This window comes from Mesorhizobium sp. W050 (genome assembly GCF_054719535.1).
Genome location: NZ_JBTTIH010000001.1, coordinates 485,272 through 504,211 on the forward strand (window position 1 = coordinate 485,272; position 18,940 = coordinate 504,211).

General features: G+C 63.9%; 13 protein-coding genes. 12 read left to right on the forward strand and 1 reads right to left on the reverse strand.

The window, feature by feature from the left end:
• Window positions 1-60 precede the first annotated feature (60 nt).
• The 8 genes from ACYG9Y_RS02310 to amaB all read left to right on the forward strand — a co-directional run bounded on the left by ACYG9Y_RS02310 (window position 61) and on the right by amaB (window position 12,747).
• Complete coding sequence (locus tag ACYG9Y_RS02310; protein ID WP_023737695.1) at window positions 61-1,257, forward strand: acyl-CoA dehydrogenase; 1,197 nt, start codon at window positions 61-63, stop codon at window positions 1,255-1,257.
• A 250-nt stretch (window positions 1,258-1,507) separates the two neighbouring features.
• Window positions 1,508-4,867, forward strand: coding sequence for a transglutaminase family protein (locus ACYG9Y_RS02315; RefSeq protein WP_023737696.1), 3,360 nt, complete (start codon window positions 1,508-1,510; stop codon window positions 4,865-4,867).
• Window positions 4,868-4,873: 6 nt separating this feature from the next.
• Window positions 4,874-7,285, forward strand: coding sequence for a circularly permuted type 2 ATP-grasp protein (locus ACYG9Y_RS02320; RefSeq protein ID WP_023735007.1), 2,412 nt, complete (start codon window positions 4,874-4,876; stop codon window positions 7,283-7,285).
• A 1-nt stretch (window position 7,286) separates the two neighbouring features.
• Window positions 7,287-8,171 (forward strand): transglutaminase family protein, encoded by an 885-nt coding sequence (locus tag ACYG9Y_RS02325; protein ID WP_023683456.1) that lies wholly within the window; start codon window positions 7,287-7,289, stop codon window positions 8,169-8,171.
• 58 nt (window positions 8,172-8,229) lie between these two features.
• On the forward strand, window positions 8,230-9,330 hold the full coding sequence (locus ACYG9Y_RS02330; RefSeq protein ID WP_023713995.1) for a DNA topoisomerase IB: 1,101 nt from the start codon (window positions 8,230-8,232) through the stop codon (window positions 9,328-9,330).
• Between the two features lie 81 nt (window positions 9,331-9,411).
• Entirely contained in the window at window positions 9,412-9,786 is a 375-nt protein-coding gene (locus ACYG9Y_RS02335) for a YciI family protein (RefSeq protein WP_023671781.1), read from the forward strand.
• Window positions 9,783-11,057 carry an RNA polymerase sigma factor gene (locus ACYG9Y_RS02340; RefSeq protein WP_023683451.1) on the forward strand — a complete coding sequence of 425 codons (1,275 nt, stop codon included), beginning with the start codon at window positions 9,783-9,785 and terminating at the stop codon, window positions 11,055-11,057. Before ACYG9Y_RS02335 ends, ACYG9Y_RS02340 begins: the two co-directional genes overlap by 4 nt.
• Before the next feature lie 175 nt (window positions 11,058-11,232).
• Complete coding sequence (gene amaB, locus ACYG9Y_RS02345; RefSeq protein ID WP_023737697.1) at window positions 11,233-12,747, forward strand: L-piperidine-6-carboxylate dehydrogenase; 1,515 nt, start codon at window positions 11,233-11,235, stop codon at window positions 12,745-12,747.
• Window positions 12,748-12,954: 207 nt separating this feature from the next.
• On the opposite strand, the gene ACYG9Y_RS02350 is transcribed toward amaB, so the two are convergent.
• A complete protein-coding gene (locus ACYG9Y_RS02350) occupies window positions 12,955-13,824 on the reverse strand; it encodes a hypothetical protein (protein WP_023737698.1) in 870 nt (289 codons plus the stop codon).
• A 298-nt stretch (window positions 13,825-14,122) separates the two neighbouring features.
• Between ACYG9Y_RS02350 and asnB the strand changes: the two genes are divergently transcribed.
• Genes asnB through nadE form a run of 4 tightly spaced genes read left to right on the forward strand, consistent with a single transcriptional unit; the run spans window position 14,123 to window position 18,918 of the window.
• A complete protein-coding gene (gene asnB, locus ACYG9Y_RS02355) occupies window positions 14,123-16,060 on the forward strand; it encodes an asparagine synthase (glutamine-hydrolyzing) (RefSeq protein ID WP_023737699.1) in 1,938 nt (645 codons plus the stop codon).
• A gap of 25 nt (window positions 16,061-16,085) precedes the next feature.
• A complete protein-coding gene (locus tag ACYG9Y_RS02360; protein WP_023686311.1) occupies window positions 16,086-16,346 on the forward strand; it encodes an acyl carrier protein in 261 nt (86 codons plus the stop codon).
• A gap of 23 nt (window positions 16,347-16,369) precedes the next feature.
• Entirely contained in the window at window positions 16,370-17,917 is a 1,548-nt protein-coding gene (locus tag ACYG9Y_RS02365) for a class I adenylate-forming enzyme family protein (protein WP_023737700.1), read from the forward strand.
• Window positions 17,914-18,918: an NAD(+) synthase gene (gene nadE, locus ACYG9Y_RS02370; protein WP_023737701.1), complete on the forward strand. Its 1,005-nt coding sequence runs from the start codon at window positions 17,914-17,916 to the stop codon at window positions 18,916-18,918. The genes ACYG9Y_RS02365 and nadE overlap by 4 nt, the downstream gene beginning before the upstream one ends.
• Window positions 18,919-18,940 lie beyond the last annotated feature (22 nt).

Consider the following 18,940-nt stretch of genomic DNA (forward strand, 5'->3'; position numbering starts at 1 on the left):
TTTTCCGGCGCGAAGGCGGATAAGCCCGAGCACTTCAAGATTTTGGGAGAGAGCGAAGCCATGGCCGCCGACAAGAACGCGTTCGTTTGGGAAGACCCCTTCCTGATCGAGAACCAGCTTTCCGAGGATGAGCGCATGGTGCGCGATGGCGCGGCCGCCTTTGCCGCCGACAAGCTCGCGCCGCGCATCGAGGAGGCCTATCTCGAGGAAAAGACCGATGCCGGCATCTTTCGCGAGATGGGCGAGGCCGGCCTGCTCGGCATCACCATCCCTGAGGAATATGGCGGGCTCGGCGCCAATTACGTCACCTACGGGTTGGTGGCGCGCGAGGTCGAGCGGGTCGATTCCGGCTACCGCTCGATGATGTCGGTGCAATCGTCGCTGGTGATGTACCCCATCCATGCCTATGGCACGGAAGAGCAGCGCAAGAGATACCTGCCGAAGCTGGCTTCGGGCGAATGGATCGGCTGTTTCGGCCTGACCGAGCCGGATGCGGGTTCCGATCCCGGCGGTATGAAGACGCGGGCCGAGAAGACCGCGAACGGCTACAGGATTTCCGGCTCGAAAATGTGGATATCCAACGCGCCGATCGCCGACGTGTTCGTGGTCTGGGCGAAGCTGAAGGGCGACAACGGCAAGGACGAAATCCGCGGTTTCGTGCTGGAGAAGGGCATGAAGGGGCTGTCGGCGCCGAAGATCGGCGGCAAGCTCAGCCTTAGGGCCTCGATCACCGGCGAGGTGGTGATGGAAGGCGTCGAAGTCGGCGAAGACGCGCTGCTGCCCAACGCCAGGGGCCTCGGCGGCCCATTCGGCTGCCTCAACCGGGCCCGCTACGGCATTTCCTGGGGCGCGATGGGCGCCGCCGAGGATTGCTGGCACCGGGCCCGGCAGTATGGACTCGACCGCAAGCAGTTCGGCAAGCCGCTCGCCGGCACGCAGTTGTTCCAGAAAAAGCTCGCCGACATGCAGACCGAGATTGCGCTCGGCTTGCAGGGCTCGCTGCGCGTCGGGCGGCTGATGGATGAAGGCAAGATGGCACCGGAGATGATCTCGATCGTCAAGCGCAACAATTGCGGCAAGGCGCTCGACATCGCCCGCCAGGCCCGCGACATGCATGGCGGCAACGGCATCCAGATCGGCTACCACGTTATGCGCCACGCGCAGAACCTGGAGACGGTCAACACCTATGAAGGTACGCATGACGTGCATGCGCTGATCCTTGGCAGGGCTCAGACGGGAATACAGGCGTTTTTCTAAAGCTGTGCCGATGTTCAGGTGAGGCCGGCCTGCAAATGGCCGATGCCTGCGCTTCCGGTGCTCGCGTACGAAAAGTACGCTCTGCTCCGGTTCTCGGTATCAGCCATTTTCGACTCGGCCTGACCTGAATCTCGACACAGCGTAGCCGGCTTCGGCTGCTTAATTTAGGTGCAGCGCAACATCTCTGCTTGGAGAATGGCCAATAGATGTGTCAGGGTTCGGCTGAAGAAACGCCGATCTCCGGGGCCCCATGGCAATACTGGCAGCCGTCTACCACCTGACCCATTACAAATATGACCGGCCGGTGGTTCTCGGGCCCCAGGTCATCAGGCTGCAGCCGGCACCGCATTCCCGCACCAAGGTGCTCAGCCATTCACTGAAGGTCGGGCCGGCGAACCACTTCGTCAATCTGCAGCAGGACCCCTACGGCAATTTCCTCGCCCGCTTCGTCTTCCCGGAACCGGTGACGGAATTGAAGATCGAGGTCGACCTCGTCGCCGACATGACGGTCTACAATCCGTTCGATTTCTTCGTCGAACCATCGGCCGAGACCTTCCCGTTCGAGTACCCCGAAGACATCAGGGACGATCTCGCCATCTACCGCACGCCGGAGCCGGCGGGGCCGCTGCTGTCTGCTTTCCTCGCAAACATCGACCGTAGCGCCACCAACACCGTCAACTTCGTCGTCGACCTCAATGCGCGGCTGCAGCGGGAGATCGCTTATATCGTGCGGATGGAAACCGGCGTGTTCTCGCCGGAGGAAACGCTGGCCGCGAAAAAGGGATCGTGCCGGGATTCGAGCTGGCTGCTGGTGCAAATCCTCAGGAATCTCGGCCTCGCCGCGCGTTTCGTCTCCGGCTATCTGATCCAGCTGAAGCCCGATCTGGTCGCGCTCGATGGCCCCGCCGGAACCGCCGTCGACTTCACCGACCTGCACGCCTGGTGCGAGGTCTATCTGCCGGGCGCCGGCTGGATCGGCTTCGATCCGACGTCGGGCCTGCTCACCGGCGAAAGCCATGTGCCGCTGGCGGCCACGCCGCATTTCCGCAACGCCGCACCCATTTCCGGCATGGCGAGCTTCGCCAATGTCGAATTCGGCTTCGACATGCGTGTCGACCGCATCGCCGAACATCCGCGCATCACCAAGCCATTCTCGGACGAAAGCTGGCAGGCGCTGGATGCGCTGGGCAACAAGGTCGACGCCGCACTTCAAGCGGGCGACGTCAGGCTGACCATGGGCGGCGAGCCGACCTTTGTCTCCATCGACGATTTCGAGTCCGCCGAGTGGAACACCGCCGCCGTCGGCCCGACCAAGCGCGAAAAGGCCGATGCGCTGATCCGTAAATTGCGCGAACGCTTCGCGCCGGGCGGCTTCCTCCACTACGGCCAGGGCAAATGGTATCCGGGCGAAAGCCTGCCGCGCTGGACCTTTTCGCTCTATTGGCGCACCGACGGCCAGCCGGTGTGGAGCGATCCGTCGCTGATCGCACGCGAAAAGAGCGACGCAAAGGTGGGGCCGCAGCAGGCCGAGAGCTTGCTGACGGCAATCGCCGGCGAACTCGGCATCGACAAGGCGATGGTCAGCGAGGCCTATGAGGACCCGGCCGAATGGCTGCTGAAAGAAGGCAAGCTGCCCGACAATGTCGATCCGTCCAACTCCAAGCTGGAAGACCCGGAAGAGCGCAGCCGCATGGCGAAAGTGTTCGAGCGCGGGCTGACCAAGCCGTCGGGCTACGTGCTGCCGGTGCAGCGCTGGAACAGCCAGGCTTCGGACCCGCGCTGGCGCTCGGAGAAGTGGAAGACACGGCGCGGGCGGCTGTTCCTGGTGCCGGGCGATTCCCCTGTCGGTTACCGCCTGCCGCTGGGCACGCTGCCCTATGTGCCGCCGGCGCAGTTCCCCTATATTGTGCCGGTCGATCCGTCGCTGCCGCGTGGACCGCTGCCGGCGCGGGAAGCCATACTGCCAGAACCGGCTCCGGCCGAGCTGGAAGGCGCCGACGAGATGGCACGACGCCAGCAGGCGATTTCTTTCACGGCGACGACCGGCCAGCAGGATAGGGTCGAACAGGAGATCACCGAGATCGGCGGCGCGGTGCGTACAGCACTTTCGGTCGAGCCACGCGACGGGCGGCTGTGCGTGTTCATGCCGCCGGTCGAGGCGCTGGAAGACTATCTCGAACTCGTCGCAGCCGCCGAAAACGCGGCCAAGGCGATCGGCCTTCCCGTGCATATCGAAGGCTATGGACCGCCGCACGATCCGCGCCTCAACGTCATCAGGGTGGCACCCGATCCCGGCGTCATCGAGGTCAACATCCATCCGGCTGCCAACTGGCAGGACTGCGTGGCGACGACGACGGCGATCTACGAGGAAGCACGGCAGACGCGGCTTGGCGCCGACAAGTTCATGATCGACGGCCGCCACACCGGTACCGGCGGGGGCAACCATGTCGTCGTCGGCGGCGCGACGCCCAATGACAGCCCGTTCCTGCGCCGGCCCGATCTGTTGAAGAGCCTGGTGCTGCAATGGCAGCGGCGCCCGTCGCTGTCCTATCTATTCTCCGGCCTGTTCATCGGCCCGACCAGCCAGGCGCCGCGCTTCGACGAGGCGCGGCACGATTCGCTTTACGAACTCGAGATCGCGATGGCGCAGGTGCCGCACCCGGGCCAGGGCAACCCACCGCTGCCTTGGCTGGTCGACCGACTGTTTCGCAACCTGTTGACCGATGTCACCGGCAATACGCACCGCTCGGAAATCTGCATCGACAAGCTGTTTTCGCCCGATGGCCCGACCGGCCGGCTTGGGCTTGTTGAGTTCCGCGGTTTCGAGATGCCGCCCAATGCGCGCATGTCGCTGGCGCAGCAATTGCTGGTACGCGCCATCATCGCCCGTGCGTGGAACAACCCGCTTGATGGCCGCTTCGTGCGCTGGGGCACCTCGCTCCATGACCGTTTCATGCTGCCGCATTATGTCTGGGCGGATTTCCTCGACATGCTCGACGACCTCAAGCTCAACGGTTTCGAATTCCGGCCGGAATGGTTCGATGCCCAGCTGGAGTTCCGCTTTCCGTTCTGCGGCGAAGTCCAGCATGCCGGCATCAAGCTGGAACTGCGGCAGGCGCTGGAGCCGTGGCATGTCATGGGCGAGCAAGGCGCAATCGGCGGCACTGTGCGTTTCGTCGACTCCTCGGTCGAACGGCTGCAGGTCAGGACCGAAGGCCTCAACCCGGAACGTCATGCCATTGTCTGCAATGGCCGAATCGTGCCGATGAAGGTCACCGACAATCGCGAGGTCGCGGTAGCCGGTGTGCGCTTCAAGGCCTGGCAGCCTTCGTCGGGCCTGCACCCGGCGCTGCCGGTCAACACGCCGCTCGTCTTCGATATCTACGACCGTTGGTCGGGGCGGGCGGTGGGCGGCTGCGTCTACCATGTCGCGCATCCAGGTGGGCGCAGCTACGACACCTTCCCGGTCAACGGCAATGAGGCTGAGGCGCGGCGTCTCGCCCGCTTCGAGCCGCGCGGCCATACGCCGTCGGCCTACGTGGTGCGCAATGAAGAAGCCTCTGAAGACTTCCCCATGACCCTTGACCTCAGGCGGCCAGCAAGACTCTGATCAGCGATGGCAAAGGGGAATCAGAAAAAGGTCCGCGGCAAGCCGCTGAGGCACAGTCTGCTGGAGCACTACCAGCCGATTGACGGCGTCGTCGACGAGATGGTCGATGCTTCGGGCCGTCCGCGTCCGGCCTGGGCGCCCTTCATCGAGGCGCTGGAGGAGCTGGGCCCGGAAAAGCTCGGCCAGCGCTTTGCCCGCGCCGACCAGTATCTGCGCGACGCCGGGGTTTATTACCGCGTCTATGACAAGGCCGGCGCCAATGAGCGCGAATGGCCGCTGGCGCATATCCCGCTGCTGATCGAAGACAAGGAATGGGCCGGGATCAGCGCCGGTCTCGTCCAGCGCGCCGACCTTTTCGAGGAGATAGTCGCTGATATCTATGGCCCGAACCGGCTGATCGAGAAGGGAATCCTGCCGGCAGGCCTGATTGCGGCGAGCCCCGAATTTTTGCGCCCCGTCGTCGGCACCATGCCGGCCAGCGGTCATTTCCTGCATTTTTGCGCCTTCGAGCTCGGCCGTGGGCCGGATGGAAGCTGGTGGGTGCTGGGCGACCGCACGCAGGCGCCGTCGGGCGCCGGCTTTGCGCTGGAAAACCGCGTCGCCACGACGCGGGCTTTGTCCGACGTCTATGGCGAGATGCATGTGCATCGCCTGGCCGGTTTCTTCCGCCGCTTTCGCGATGCGCTGATCGGCATGGCGAAGGAGAATGACGGCCGCGTCGCCATTCTGACGCCGGGGCCGCTCAATGAGACTTATTATGAGCACGCCTATATCGCCCGCTATCTCGGCATCATGCTGCTCGAGGGCGAGGATCTGACAGTGTCCGGCGGCAAGCTGATGGTGCGCACGGTTTCCGGGCTGATGCCGATCAGCGTGCTGTGGCGGCGGCTCGACGCCGCCTTTGCCGATCCGCTGGAACTGAGGTCGGACTCGCATATCGGCACGCCGGGGCTGGTCGAGGCGATCCGCCGCGGCACCGTGTCTACGGTCAATGCGCTGGGGTCGGGCCTGATGGAAACCCGGGCGCTGCTCGCCTTCCTGCCGAAGATTTCGCGCGCATTGCGCGGCGAAGAACTTCTGTTGCCAAGCGTGGCCACCTGGTGGTGCGGGCAAGCAACCGAACGGGCCCATGTGCTTGCCAATATCGATCGCATGGTGATCGGTCCGGCGCTGTCGACGCGGCTGGCCTTCGAGGATGACGGCCAGACCAGGCTCGGTTCGGCACTGACGCCGGAGGAACGCATCGCGCTGATTGCGCGCATCGAGAGCGATGGCAGCGGTTTCGTCGGCCAGGAAGCGGTGACGCTGTCGACGACGCCGGTCTATGTCGGAGGCTGGCTGGAGCCACGGCCGGCAAGCCTGCGCGTTTATCTCGCGCGCACGCCCGATGGCTGGACGGTAATGCCGGGCGGCTTCGCTCGCGTCGGCCTGTCGCTCGACCCGACGGCCATCGCCATGCAGCGCGGCGGCCAGGCGGCCGACGTCTGGGTGGTCAGCGACCGGTCGGTCGAGCGCGAGACGCTGCTGCCGCAGGAGCATGACAGCTTCGTCCGCACCATGCCGGGGAGCCTGCCCAGCCGCGCGGCGGAAAACCTGACCTGGCTCGGCCGCTATATCGAGCGCTCGGAGGATACGGTTCGCATCCTGCGCGCCTATCATGTGCGGCTGGCCGAGACGTCCGATCCTGACATGCTGCTGCTCGCCGATATCAGGGACTATCTCGAACCGTTCGGCGTCGATCTCGAAGCGGCCATTCCGCCCGGATTGATCGGCACGCTGGACAGCGCCGTCTACAGCGCCGGACAGATCCGCGACCGTTTTTCGCCCGATGGCTGGCTGGCGCTGAAGGACCTGTCGAAGACCATTCATCAGTTCGCCACCACGGTGGCGCCGGGTGACGACGCGACACGGGCCATGACGGTCATGCTGCGCAAGCTCGCCGGTTTCTCCGGCCTGTTGCACGAGAATATGTACCGTTTCACCGGCTGGCGTTTCCTCGAGATCGGTCGGCGGATCGAGCGCGGCATCCAGATCGCCCGTACGCTAGCCCGACTGACAAGGTCCGGTGCGCCGGACGGCTCGCTCGACATGATGCTGGAGATCGGTGACAGCGTCATGACCCACCGCCGGCAATATCCGGTGCGGGCCGGACGGCGCACGGTGATCGACCTCTTGGCGCTCGACCCACTCAACCCGCGCTCGATCCTGTTCCAGCTCGAACGGCTGAAGGCGGAGATCGGCCTGTTGCCATCGGTTGGGCCGGAGGGGCATATGTCGGTCGCGGCCAAGGAAATCCTGCAGCTCAACACGGCAATTGCCGTCATGGAGCCATCGGAGATGTCGGCGGAGGTGCTGGACGATCTCGCAACTGAGATCGGCAACCTCTATAGCAGCCTGGCTAAAGCGTATTTCGGTTAACATGCTGTACGATATCAGGCTTCATCTCAGCTACGATTATGACGCCGCGGCCGGCGGCAGCCGGCATCAGGTGCGTGTATTGCCGCCGACCATTGCCGGCGTGCAGCGCGTGATCGCGGCCTCGCTTTCGTTTGTGCCGACCCCATCGGAGCGCACGGATTTTGCCGATTTCTTCGGCAACAATGTCACCGCGATCGCCTTTCGCGACGTCCATGACGGGCTCGACATCAGAATGAGCGCGCGCGTGTCGGTGTCACGGCCGGAGCCTGGGCTCGACGTGTCGCCCGATCTGCAGCGCCTGCGGGAAGAACTCGGCGCCGTACGGTCACTGGCGCCGGATGCACCGCATCACTTTCTCGCCGCCAGCGATCATGCCGGCATCGATGCGGCGATCACCGCCTATGCCCGCGACAGCGCCGGCGGCTCGACGGTCGGCATGGCCATCGATCTGTGCAACCGCATCCACCGCGACTTCACCTATGACGGGGAAGCGACCACGGTGCGTACCGGGGCCAGCGATGCCTTCCGTTTGAAGCGGGGCGTGTGCCAGGACTTCTCCCACATCATGATCGCCGGCCTGCGCGGGCTAGGTATTCCTGCGGGTTATGTCAGCGGCTTCCTGCGCACCATTCCCCCGAAAGGGAAGCCGCGGCTCGAAGGCGCCGATGCCATGCATGCCTGGGTCAAGGTGTGGTGTGGGCGCGATGCCGGCTGGCAGGAATTCGACCCGACCAATGGCATGCGGGCCAGCAACGACCACATCACCGTTGGCTATGGCCGCGACTATTCCGACGTGGCTCCGATCGTCGGCGTGCTGAAAACCACCGGCGGCCAGGTCGGCGACCAGGCCGTCGACGTCATCCCGGTCGCGCTGGAAAAAGCTTGAGCGCGGAACCAGCAGTCGGCCTGGCGCTTATCTACGAGAAAAATTTCGTGGAGCGGGCATGCTTGACAAATCTGGGACGCCATCCGGCCGGTCGGCTGCCGGACGGGGGGACGATGGAGCGCCGAAGAACGGCGCGCAGACCGCTGCCGAACAGGCCTCGCTCACCTATATCAGCGACAGCGAGCCGGGGATCCGGCGCCTGAAGGCGGGCGAAGGCTTTTCCTACAAGGGCGCGAAAGGACAGGCCGTCGGCGCGGCAGCCATTGCCCGCATCAAGGCGCTGGCCATTCCGCCGGCATGGACGGATGTGTGGATCTCGCCCGATCCCGCCGGCCACATCCAGGCGACCGGCCGCGACCAGCGCGGGCGCAAACAGTACCGCTACCATCCGCTGTGGGCCGCCGAGCGCGACGGCGCCAAATACTCCAGCCTTGTCGCCTTTGCCGAAAGCCTGCCGGAGCTGCGCCGCCGGATCGATGCCGATCTGCGCCGCCGTGGCCTGCCGGCCGAGCGCGTCGTGGCGGCAATTGTCTGGCTGCTCGACAACACGATGATCCGGGTCGGCAATGCCGCCTATGCCCGCGACAACAAGAGCTTTGGGCTGACGACGCTACGCGACCGCCACGTCGACATCAAGGGATCGAGCCTGCGCTTTGCCTTCAAGGGCAAGTCCGGCAAGGAATGGAAATTGAAGCTGGTCGACCGCCGCATCGCCCGGGTCGTGCGCGGCGCGCAGGATATTCCGGGGCAGCAACTGTTCCAATATCTCGACGAGGACGGCGAGCGGCATGGAGTGCGCTCCGACGATGTCAACCGCTATATCCGCGACGCGATCGGCGCCAATTTCAGCTCCAAGCATTTCCGCACCTGGGGCGGCACCATCCATGCCGCGTCGCTGTTTGCGCGGACGGAGCTTCCCGAAAGCCAGGCGCAGACCAAGCGTGTGATGAACGCGGTCATCGACAAGGTGGCCGAGCGTCTCGGCAACACACGCGCCGTCTGCCGCAAATGCTACATCCATCCACAGGTTTTCGAAGCCTGGGTGGAAGGGCGGCTGCTTAGCGAAATGACCGAGGCCAACAAGCGCAAGCGAGCGATCGACGGTCTCGATGATGAAGAGGCTCTTGTGCTGAGATGGTTGAAGGCAAGCGAAGGCTGACAAAAATGGCGTACTTTTTTGTCGACGCCATGTCGGCACAGGCCCTACTGTTTCGTCCTTTGAGACAGAAAAGGACGTCCCATGCTCTACGCTATCCTCTGCTATGCCTCCGAAGATGTCGTCTCCTCCTGGAGCAAGGCACAGGATGACGAGGTCATGGCAAAGCTCATGCATGTGCAGGAAAAATATGCTCAAGCCGGCCGGCTTGGGCCGGTGGCGCGGCTTTTGCCCACCACCGCCGCGACGACGCTGCGCAAGGTCAAGGGCGAATCGGTCGTCATCGACGGCCCGTTTGCCGAGACCAAGGAACAGTTCCTCGGCTTCTACACGCTGGAATGCGCCGATCTCGACGAAGCCGTCGACTTCGCGCGCGAGCTTTCCGAGGTCAATCCCAGCGGCGGATCCTATGAGATCCGACCGGTTTCCGTCTTCAACCCAACCAGAGTAGCCACATGACAGACCTCGCCTGGATAAGCTCGGCGATCAGCGCTGCCCGCCCGCAGGCTATGGGTGCGCTGCTGCGCTATTTCCGCAATCTCGATACGGCGGAGGAAGCTTTCCAGGACGCGTGCCTGAGGGCACTCAAGAACTGGCCGCAGAACGGGCCGCCGCGCGATCCTGCGGCCTGGCTGATCTTTGTCGGCCGCAACACCGGCATCGACGCGGTGCGCAAGCGCGCCAAGCAGGCGCCGATGCCGGAAGAGGACCAGATCTCGGACCTGGAAGATGCCGAGAGCGATATCGCCGAACGGCTGGACGGCGCGCACTACCGCGATGACATATTGCGGCTCTTGTTCATCTGCTGCCATCCGGATCTGCCGCCTACGCAGCAGATCGCGGTGGCGCTGCGCATCGTCTCCGGTCTCACCGTCAAGCAGATCGCGCGTGCGTTCCTGGTCGGCGAAAGCGCCATGGAACAGCGCATCACGCGCGCCAAGGCGCGCATTGCCGATGCCGGCGTGCCGTTCGAGACGCCCGGCGCGGTCGAGCGCTCGGAGCGGCTCGGCGCCGTTGCCGCCATGGTCTATCTGATCTTCAACGAAGGTTATTCCACCAACAGCGGCGAGGCGCCGGCGCGTGCGCCGCTTTGCGAGGAGGCGATCCGGCTGGCGCGCCTGTTGCTGCGGCTGTTCCAGACCGAGCCGGAGATCATGGGCCTGACGGCATTGCTTTTGCTGCAGCATGCGCGCGCGCCGGCCCGCTTCGACGAGAATGGCGAGATCGTGCTGCTCGACGACCAGGACCGCTCGCTGTGGAGCCGCAAGATGATCGACGAAGGCCTGGCGCTGGTCGACAAGGCCCTGCGCCACCAGAAGCCCGGACCCTACCAGGTGCAGGCGGCGATCGCCGCCCTTCATGCGCGGGCGGCAACCCCCGAGGAGACCGACTGGACAGAGATCGACCTGCTCTACAGCCTGCTGGAGGCGATGCAACCTTCGCCGGTGGTGACGCTGAACCGTGCCGTTGCGGTCGCCAAGGTGCGCGGGCCGGAAGCTGCCCTTGCCATGATCGAGCCGCTTGGCGAGAGGCTGTCCGGCTATTTCCACTTCTTCGGCCTCAAGGGCGGTCTGTTGATGCAGCTCGGCCGTGGCGAAGAGGCGCGTGTCGCCTTCGATCGCGCCATTGCGTTGGCCAACACGGCAGCGGAAGCCGCCCATATCCGCATGCATATCGACCGGCTGATGCGGGACGGAGCCGTGAAGGCGCCGGCGAAGACAGCGCACTAAGCCTGTTCCTCCTCTGGCTCAATCGTGCAATCCCGGCTTGGACCATGCCGGGGTGGCGATTTTCCCCTGAAACGAGTAATGGCACGCCATGACAGCGCCCGCGGCATGCGGGCGATAATGGCGCCAAGGCTCGACCGCCGCCCTATGATGGCGAGCGGATCTGAAAGGGATAAAAATGACGATAGCGAAGGAAACGGCCGAACTTCTGGCGAAACTGGGTGTGGCCAAGGACGCGCTGACCGGCGGCGACCTCGTCGTGCGCAGCCCGGTGACGGGTGAACAGATCGCGGCGCTGAAGACGATTTCGCCGGCCGATGCGGCCAAGACCATCGATGCCGCGCACACGGCGTTCCAGGCCTGGCGGATGGTGCCGGGTCCCCGGCGCGGCGAACTGGTGCGGCTGCTCGGCGAGGAGTTGCGCGCGCACAAAACCGAGCTTGGCCGGCTGGTGTCGATCGAGGTCGGCAAGATCCCGTCGGAAGGCCTCGGCGAAGTCCAGGAAATGATCGACATCTGCGATTTCGCCGTCGGCCTTTCCCGCCAGCTCTACGGTCTAACCATCGCCACCGAGCGTCCGGGACATCGCATGATGGAGACCTGGCATCCGCTCGGCGTCGTCGGCGTCATTTCGGCCTTCAATTTCCCGGTCGCGGTGTGGTCGTGGAACGCGGCGCTGGCGCTGGTCTGCGGCGACGCCGTGGTGTGGAAGCCTTCGGAAAAGACGCCGCTGACGGCGCTCGCCTGCGAGGCGATTTTTGCCGGCGCGGTCAAGCGCTTCGGCGCGGATGCGCCGCAGGGCCTGGCACCGGTGCTGATTGGCGACCGCTCCGTCGGCGAGATCCTGGTCGACCACCCGAAGGTGGCGCTGGTTTCTGCCACCGGCTCGACCCGCATGGGCCGGCATGTCGGCCCGCGTCTGGCCAAGCGCTTTGCCCGCGCCGTGCTCGAACTCGGCGGCAACAATGCCGGCATCGTCTGCCCGACCGCCGATCTCGACATGGCGCTGCGCGCCATCGCCTTTGGCGCCATGGGCACCGCCGGCCAGCGCTGCACGACGCTGCGGCGCCTGTTCGTGCATGACAGCGTCTATGACGCGCTGCTGCCGCGGCTGAAGAAGGCCTATGAGAGCGTCTCGGTCGGCAATCCGCTGGAGACGTCTTCGCTCGTCGGGCCGCTGATCGACAAGGCGGCCTTCGACGCCATGCAGAAGGCGCTCAAGGAAGCCACCGCTCACGGCGGCAAGCTGACCGGCGGTTCGCGGGTCGAGAATGGCCATCCCGATGCCTATTACGTGCATCCGGCGCTGGTCGAAATGCCGAAGCAGGTGGCTCCTGTCACCGAAGAAACCTTCGCGCCGATCCTCTATGTGATGAAATATTCCGATTTCGATGCCGTGCTCGACGAGCACAATGCGGTCGGCGCCGGACTGTCGTCGTCGATCTTCACCCGCGACCTGCAGGAATCCGAGCGCTTCCTCGGCGTCGATGGTTCGGATTGCGGCATCGCCAACGTCAACATCGGCACGTCGGGCGCCGAGATCGGCGGCGCCTTCGGCGGCGAGAAGGAAACCGGCGGCGGCCGCGAGAGCGGCTCCGATGCCTGGAAGGCCTATATGCGCCGCGCCACCAACACGGTGAACTATTCCAAGGCGCTGCCGCTGGCGCAGGGCGTGTCATTCGACATCGATTGAGATGCTGCGCCCGGCTTTTGACCAGTTGATCCACCCGAACCCGTCGGGCGGATCGCTGCCGCTCGCGCGGATCGTTCCGCTTTCAGGCTTCGCCCCCGCTGTCCAGATGTCCGTATCCCGACGGCGGAAAGGCCACCTCGGCCATGCGCCCGGACGGGTCCTCGCGGTCGGCACGACCGGCTGCGCAACAGCGTCTGCGCCGAACGTTCAGCCAGCGTGCGGCGACGCCGGTCGGCAGGCTTCGAACGCGGCATCGATAACGGCAAGCTTGGCGGCCTGGACGGTCATGTATTCCTGGTAGAAGCTGTTCGACACCCACATCACCGAATGCCCGCGCTGGCCTAGCCAGCCGACGCTGCCGAGCTTTTCGGCGTCGCGCAATTTGCGCGCAAGATGGGTGCGCGAGAGTTTTAGCCAACTGGCGAATTCGCCGATCGAAACCACGCTGGTCGGGATCCGGTCGAGGCCGGCATTGTCGGGATCGATGCCGGACATCAGCCAATCCATGACGATGCCGCCATTGTTGAGCCAGATGAACAGCGAAAACGTCTGCTTGGGCTCACGCACAGGGTTGGAGGAGAGCAGGCCTTCCGCCACCAGCGGCTGCAGCCTGGCAATCATGCCGTGCTGCTCGAGAAAGGCGGCGAGGCGGTCGCCGCCGTCGAGACCGTCGAGCGTGCGCAGATGCGCAACCACCCAGCCATCGAATTCCTTCAGCGTCGCTGCCGTCACCTGAAAGGGATGGGCTCGTCCATCACCGGTGTGCGGCAGGTATTCGATGATGTGATAGTACAGCATCTCCTTGATGAAGGCTTCGGCCGTGTTGCGGCTGGCGACGGAATAGTGAAGCACGGCATCGATGAAGCGGGCCAGTGTCAGTTCCGTGCGGGGATCGCGCGGGTCGCGGGCGAAATGCAGGGCTAGGCCGGTGTGAGCCAGCAACCAGCGCTGTTGCGTGGCGAACACGGCGGCCAGGCGTGGGCTCGTTTCATAGATATGCAGCAGCGCCTTCGACTGCGCCTCGACATGACGGTGCAGCGCCGGATGGCCGGCAATATATTCGAAATTCAGCGCCATCCTCCTCGTCCTCCGGCCAGCCCCCCGGCAGCGAAGACGTGCAATCACATTTCCAGCCTTAGCTGCCCGTGTCCAGCCATGCCAACCCGGAAAAAAGGCCTAGAGCGAGCCTGGGCTATCGTTCCGGCTATTACGGCCGCAACCGCGAGGTGAAGGAGAGCCATCGCGTCCTAGCCACGAAGACCACATCGTGGCAAACTTCTTGTTAACCACATGCTCGGTGAAAATATCGGATTAACCTCAGATGCCACTATCGAGGTTATGTTCCGTTCCTTAGCGTTCAATATGAGTTCAAGGGATGTGTGGATTCGGGGGTTATTTCGGGTCAATCCGGGATGCGGAAGCTTTGCTCACGCACATGGTAGCCGCAATTGCCCATCGTGGGCCGGATGAGCAAGGGAAATTCGTAGCACCCGATGCCGGGCTCGGGCATGCGCGGCTGTCGGTGATCGGCATCGGCGATGGCCAGCAACCGATGTCCGACGAGGCCGGCAATTTGACGATTGCGTTCAACGGTGAGATTTTCAACTACATAGAACTGCGCGAAGGGCTGATCGCCAAGGGCCGACACTTTCGGACGTCGAGCGACACAGAGGTCATCCTTCAGCTCTATGAGGAGATGGGCGAAGACTGCTTGTCTCTCCTGAACGGTGATTTCGCCTTGGCGATATGGGACAATCGGCAGCGACGAATGGTGCTTGCACGAGACCGGATGGGTGTCCGGCCGCTCTTCTACACAAGTAATGACGGGGTGCTTTACTTTGCCTCGGAGATCAAAGCCCTGTTGAAGGTCCCGGGCGTCTCCGCTGAAATTGATCCGATTGCGCTGGATCAGATCTTTACGCTGTGGGCGCCGATCGCTCCGCGCACGGCGTTCCGCAATATCCACGAGTTGGAACCGGCAAGTGTGATGATCGCGACGCAGGGGCAGGTCACGGTCAGACGATACTGGCACCTGGACTATCCGCATCGTGATGAGCCGTCGAAGATCACGAACGAGGACCACGCGGCAGAGGAGTTGCAAGCCCTTCTGACCGATGCGGTGAGGCTTCGCATGCGGGCCGACGTGCCGGTCGGTTCCTATCTTTCCGGAGGGCTCGATTCGTCGCTCGTTTCGGCGCTTGCCGCCGGCATGACTCCTCGGAGACTGGAGACATTTTCCGTAACCTTCGACAGCGCCGAGCATGACGAAAGCGCCTTTCAGACCGAAATGGCCTCGGCGCTCGGCACGCGCCACCACGCCATAGAATGCGGCGCCCGCGATATCGCCAGCGTCTTTCCTGAGGTCATCCGCTTTGCCGAGCGGCCGATTATCCGCACGGCGCCAGCGCCACTCTACAAATTGTCCGCCCTGGTTCGCCAGGCCGGCCTGAAGGTGGTGCTGACGGGTGAAGGCGCCGACGAGGTCTTCGCCGGTTACGACGTCTTCAAGGAGGCGCGTGTCCGCCGGTTCTGCGGGCGGCAGCCCACATCGCGCATGAGGCCGCAGCTGTTCCGCCGGCTTTACCCGTATCTGCCGGGCCTGCAACAGCAATCGGTGGAGTATCTGGCTGCCTTCTTCGGCACCAGCAACGCTGCCCTCGACGATCCGCTGTTCTCGCATCGGCCACGCTTCAAGACCACGGCGGCGGCGAAAATCTTCTTTTCCGGCGACCTGCGCGCGACGTTGAAGGGTTATGACGCAGCTGAAGAGCTGACCAGCCGCCTACCCGAGGCGTTTTCCCTATGGCATCCGCTGCATCAGGCGCAATATCTCGAAACCCGCTTCCTCCTGCCCGGCTACATCCTCTCCAGCCAAGGCGATCGGATGGCCATGGCGCACGGCATCGAAGGGCGGTTTCCTTTCCTGGATCATCGCGTGGTAGAGTTCGCGGCAAGACTTCCGCCGGAGATGAAACTGAAAGGCTTGATGGAGAAGCACATATTGCGCAAGGTGGCCAGGCACCACCTTCCGGCGGCGATCGGTAAACGCACCAAGCAACCTTACCGCGCCCCGGAGGCCCGCTCCTTCGTCGGGGCGGAGGAACTAGACTATGTTCGTGACTGCCTGGGCGAGGCGAGCATTACCGCCGGCGGCCTGTTCAACGCCAAGGCGGTGGCCAAGCTCCACGAGAAATGCCGCATGGAGACCGCGACCGGATTTCGCGACAACGCCGCCTTCGTCGGCATTCTGTCGACGCAGCTGTGGCAGAAGAATTTCGCCGGCCAAGCGGTCGGCGCGGCAAGAGCGGCCTGAGACGGCGAGGAAAAGGAAAGACACGATGACGGCAATCAAGGACAGGGTCAGAAGCTTTATCGTCGACAACTTCCTGTTCGGCGACACCTCCTACAAACTGTCGGATTCAGCCTCGCTGATCGAGAACGACATTATCGACTCGACTGCGGTGCTTGAGCTGGTGGCCTTCATCGAGGACAATTTCGGCATCGCGATGGTGGATGCCGACATCGTTCCGACCAACCTGGACTCGCTTGACCGCATCTCGTCCTTCATCGAGGCGAGAGCACAAACGCTGGCAGCGTAAGCGCCAACGGCGAGGAACGTCCCGTGCGGATCGAGCATTTTCTGGTGGCGAAGGCTGCTGCCCACCCGGCCAAGACGGCATTGGTCACCAGGGGCAAAAGGCTGAGCTACGAAGAACTCGACGACCTTTCGAGCCGGCTGGCCACCGCTCTCTTCATGAATGGGATCAGGCGCGACGACCGCGTCCTGATCTTCATGGACAATTGCTGGGAGGCCGCCGTATCGATCTTTGCCGCACTCAAGGCAGGTGCGACCTTCAGTCCGATCAACCCCTCCACAAAGGCCGACAAGCTCGGTTACGTCATCGCCGATTGCGACGCCAGGGCGGTCCTGACGCAGGCGAAGCTGGTGCCCGTGGTCACCGAAGCCTGCGCATCGCAAGGCAAGACCGGCATCTTCGTGGCTTCCACCCCTGGGGCCGATGGGCAATGCCCGGCAGGGGCCGCGTCCCTGACTGACTGCCTGACGTTCGATGGCGCGGAGGTGAACCATCGCGGCATCGACGTCGACCTTGCGATGCTGATCTACACGTCAGGTTCGACCGGCCGGCCCAAGGGTGTGATGATGACGCATCGCAATTGCGACGCTGCCGCGGGGTCGATCGCCACCTATCTGCGCAACGCGCCGGACGACATCATCCTGAACGTCCTCCCGCTTGCCTTCGACTATGGCCTCTACCAGTTGCTGATGGCAGTCAGGCTCGGGGCCACGCTGGTGCTCGAGAAGTCCTTCGCCTTCCCGCACGAGATCTTCGAACGCATCCGCAAAGAGGGCGTCACCGGCCTTCCGCTGGTGCCTACCATGGCGGCGATGATCCTGCAGATGCGTGATCTGGCGCCGGGTTTCCTGCCCAGCCTCCGCTATATTTCCAACACCGCGGCCGCCTTGCCGCCAGCCCACATAGAACGCCTGCGCTCGCTGCTGCCCGGCGTCCGGATCTATTCGATGTATGGGCTGACCGAATGCAAGCGCTGCACCTATTTGCCACCCGAGGAACTTGACCGCCGGCCAGGGTCGGTCGGCATAGCCATCCCCAACACGGAAGCCTTTGTCGTCGACAACCTTGGACAACGCGTGCCGGCGGGCGTGGCAGGTGAGCTCGTTATCCGCGGTCCGCACGTCATGCAGGGCTATTGGCGCAACCAGGCCGCGACGGAACGAGCGCTCCGGCCGGGGCCTAACCCTTGGGAAAAGGTGCTCTATACGGGCGACCTGTTCCAGACCGACGAGGACGGCTTTCTCTATTTTGTCGGGCGTAAGGACGATATCATCAAGACGCGTGGCGAGAAGGTCGCCCCCAAGGAAGTGGAGGCAGTGCTCCACGCCCATCCAGGTATCGCGGAAGCGGTGGTCGTCGGCGTGCCGGATCCGGTGCTGGGGCATGCGATTGGCGCGCTCGTCGTGCGGTCCGATCCGGCGCTTGGCGGAAAGGACATCATTCGTCACTGCGCGCGCCACCTGGAGGATTTCATGGTCCCCAAAATCATAGAGTTCCGCAGCGAATTACCGAAGACGGAGTCGGGCAAGGTCAGCCGCCGGCTCGCGGCTGAGATGATGGAGGCCGAGCAATGAACATCGGCTCAACCCAGGATGCGCCGGCCTTCACGCAAGCCCTGGTCATCGATCCCGCCGCCGAAACGGACAGGATCGTGGCGGCCCTGCGCGAGCAGTTGCGCGGCATTCGCAAGCGCGGCCTCGTGCTCGGTCTTTCGGGCGGTATAGATTCCAGCGTTTCGGCTGCATTGGCCGCGCGGGCCGTCGGCCACCAGAATGTGCTGTGCGTGCTCATGCCGGAAAGCGATTCCGACCCCGAAAGCCTGCGGCTCGGCCATCTGGTCGCCGACACTTTCGGCGTCGAGGCCGTTGTGGAGGATATCGGGCCGACCCTGCGGGCAATGGGCTGCTATGAACGCCGCGACGCCTTCATCCGCGAAATGGTCCCGGACTATGGCAAGGGCTGGGCCTCAAAGATCGTGATCGCGAACGTGCTCGAAGGCGAGGGCTACAACATCTCGTCGCTGGTGGTGCAGGACCCGCAAGGCAAGCAGACGAAACTGCGGATGCCGGTGGCGGTCTATCTCGGCATCGTTGCCGCCACCAACATGAAGCAGCGCACCCGCAAGCAGCTCGAATATTATCATGCCGACCGGCTGAACTTCGCCGTGCTCGGCACACCGAACCGGCTGGAATACGACCAGGGGTTCTTCGTCAAGAACGGCGACGGCGCCGCCGACGTTAAGCCGATCGCGCATCTCTACAAGACGCAGGTCTATGCGCTAGCCGCCTATCTCGGCATTCCGGAAGAGGTCCGCAACCGGCCGCCGACCACCGACACCTACTCGCTGGCGCAGACGCAGGAAGAATTCTACTTCTCCCTGCCTTACGATCGGATGGATCTGTGTCTCTACGGCCTCAACAACGGCGTGTCCGCCGAGGTGGTAGGGCAAGCGGCGGGATTGGCCGCCTCACAGATCGAACGCGTCTGGGCCGACATCGCCGCCAAGCGAAAGGCAACGCGCTATCTGCACCTGCGCCCGCAGCTCGTTGACGGCGTGGACGAAGTCGGCTCCTGACCTATGCATATCGAGCAAAAGT

Coding starts and splice junctions, on each gene's coding strand:
- ACYG9Y_RS02310 (WP_023737695.1), top strand. CDS start 61: ATGGCCGCCGACAAGAACGCGTTCGTTTGGGAAGACCCCTTCCTGATC.
- ACYG9Y_RS02315 (WP_023737696.1), top strand. CDS start 1,508: ATGGCAATACTGGCAGCCGTCTACCACCTGACCCATTACAAATATGAC.
- ACYG9Y_RS02320 (WP_023735007.1), top strand. CDS start 4,874: ATGGCAAAGGGGAATCAGAAAAAGGTCCGCGGCAAGCCGCTGAGGCAC.
- ACYG9Y_RS02325 (WP_023683456.1), top strand. CDS start 7,287: ATGCTGTACGATATCAGGCTTCATCTCAGCTACGATTATGACGCCGCG.
- ACYG9Y_RS02330 (WP_023713995.1), top strand. CDS start 8,230: ATGCTTGACAAATCTGGGACGCCATCCGGCCGGTCGGCTGCCGGACGG.
- ACYG9Y_RS02335 (WP_023671781.1), top strand. CDS start 9,412: ATGCTCTACGCTATCCTCTGCTATGCCTCCGAAGATGTCGTCTCCTCC.
- ACYG9Y_RS02340 (WP_023683451.1), top strand. CDS start 9,783: ATGACAGACCTCGCCTGGATAAGCTCGGCGATCAGCGCTGCCCGCCCG.
- amaB (WP_023737697.1), top strand. CDS start 11,233: ATGACGATAGCGAAGGAAACGGCCGAACTTCTGGCGAAACTGGGTGTG.
- ACYG9Y_RS02350 (WP_023737698.1), bottom strand. CDS start 13,824: ATGGCGCTGAATTTCGAATATATTGCCGGCCATCCGGCGCTGCACCGT.
- asnB (WP_023737699.1), top strand. CDS start 14,123: ATGTGTGGATTCGGGGGTTATTTCGGGTCAATCCGGGATGCGGAAGCT.
- ACYG9Y_RS02360 (WP_023686311.1), top strand. CDS start 16,086: ATGACGGCAATCAAGGACAGGGTCAGAAGCTTTATCGTCGACAACTTC.
- nadE (WP_023737701.1), top strand. CDS start 17,914: ATGAACATCGGCTCAACCCAGGATGCGCCGGCCTTCACGCAAGCCCTG.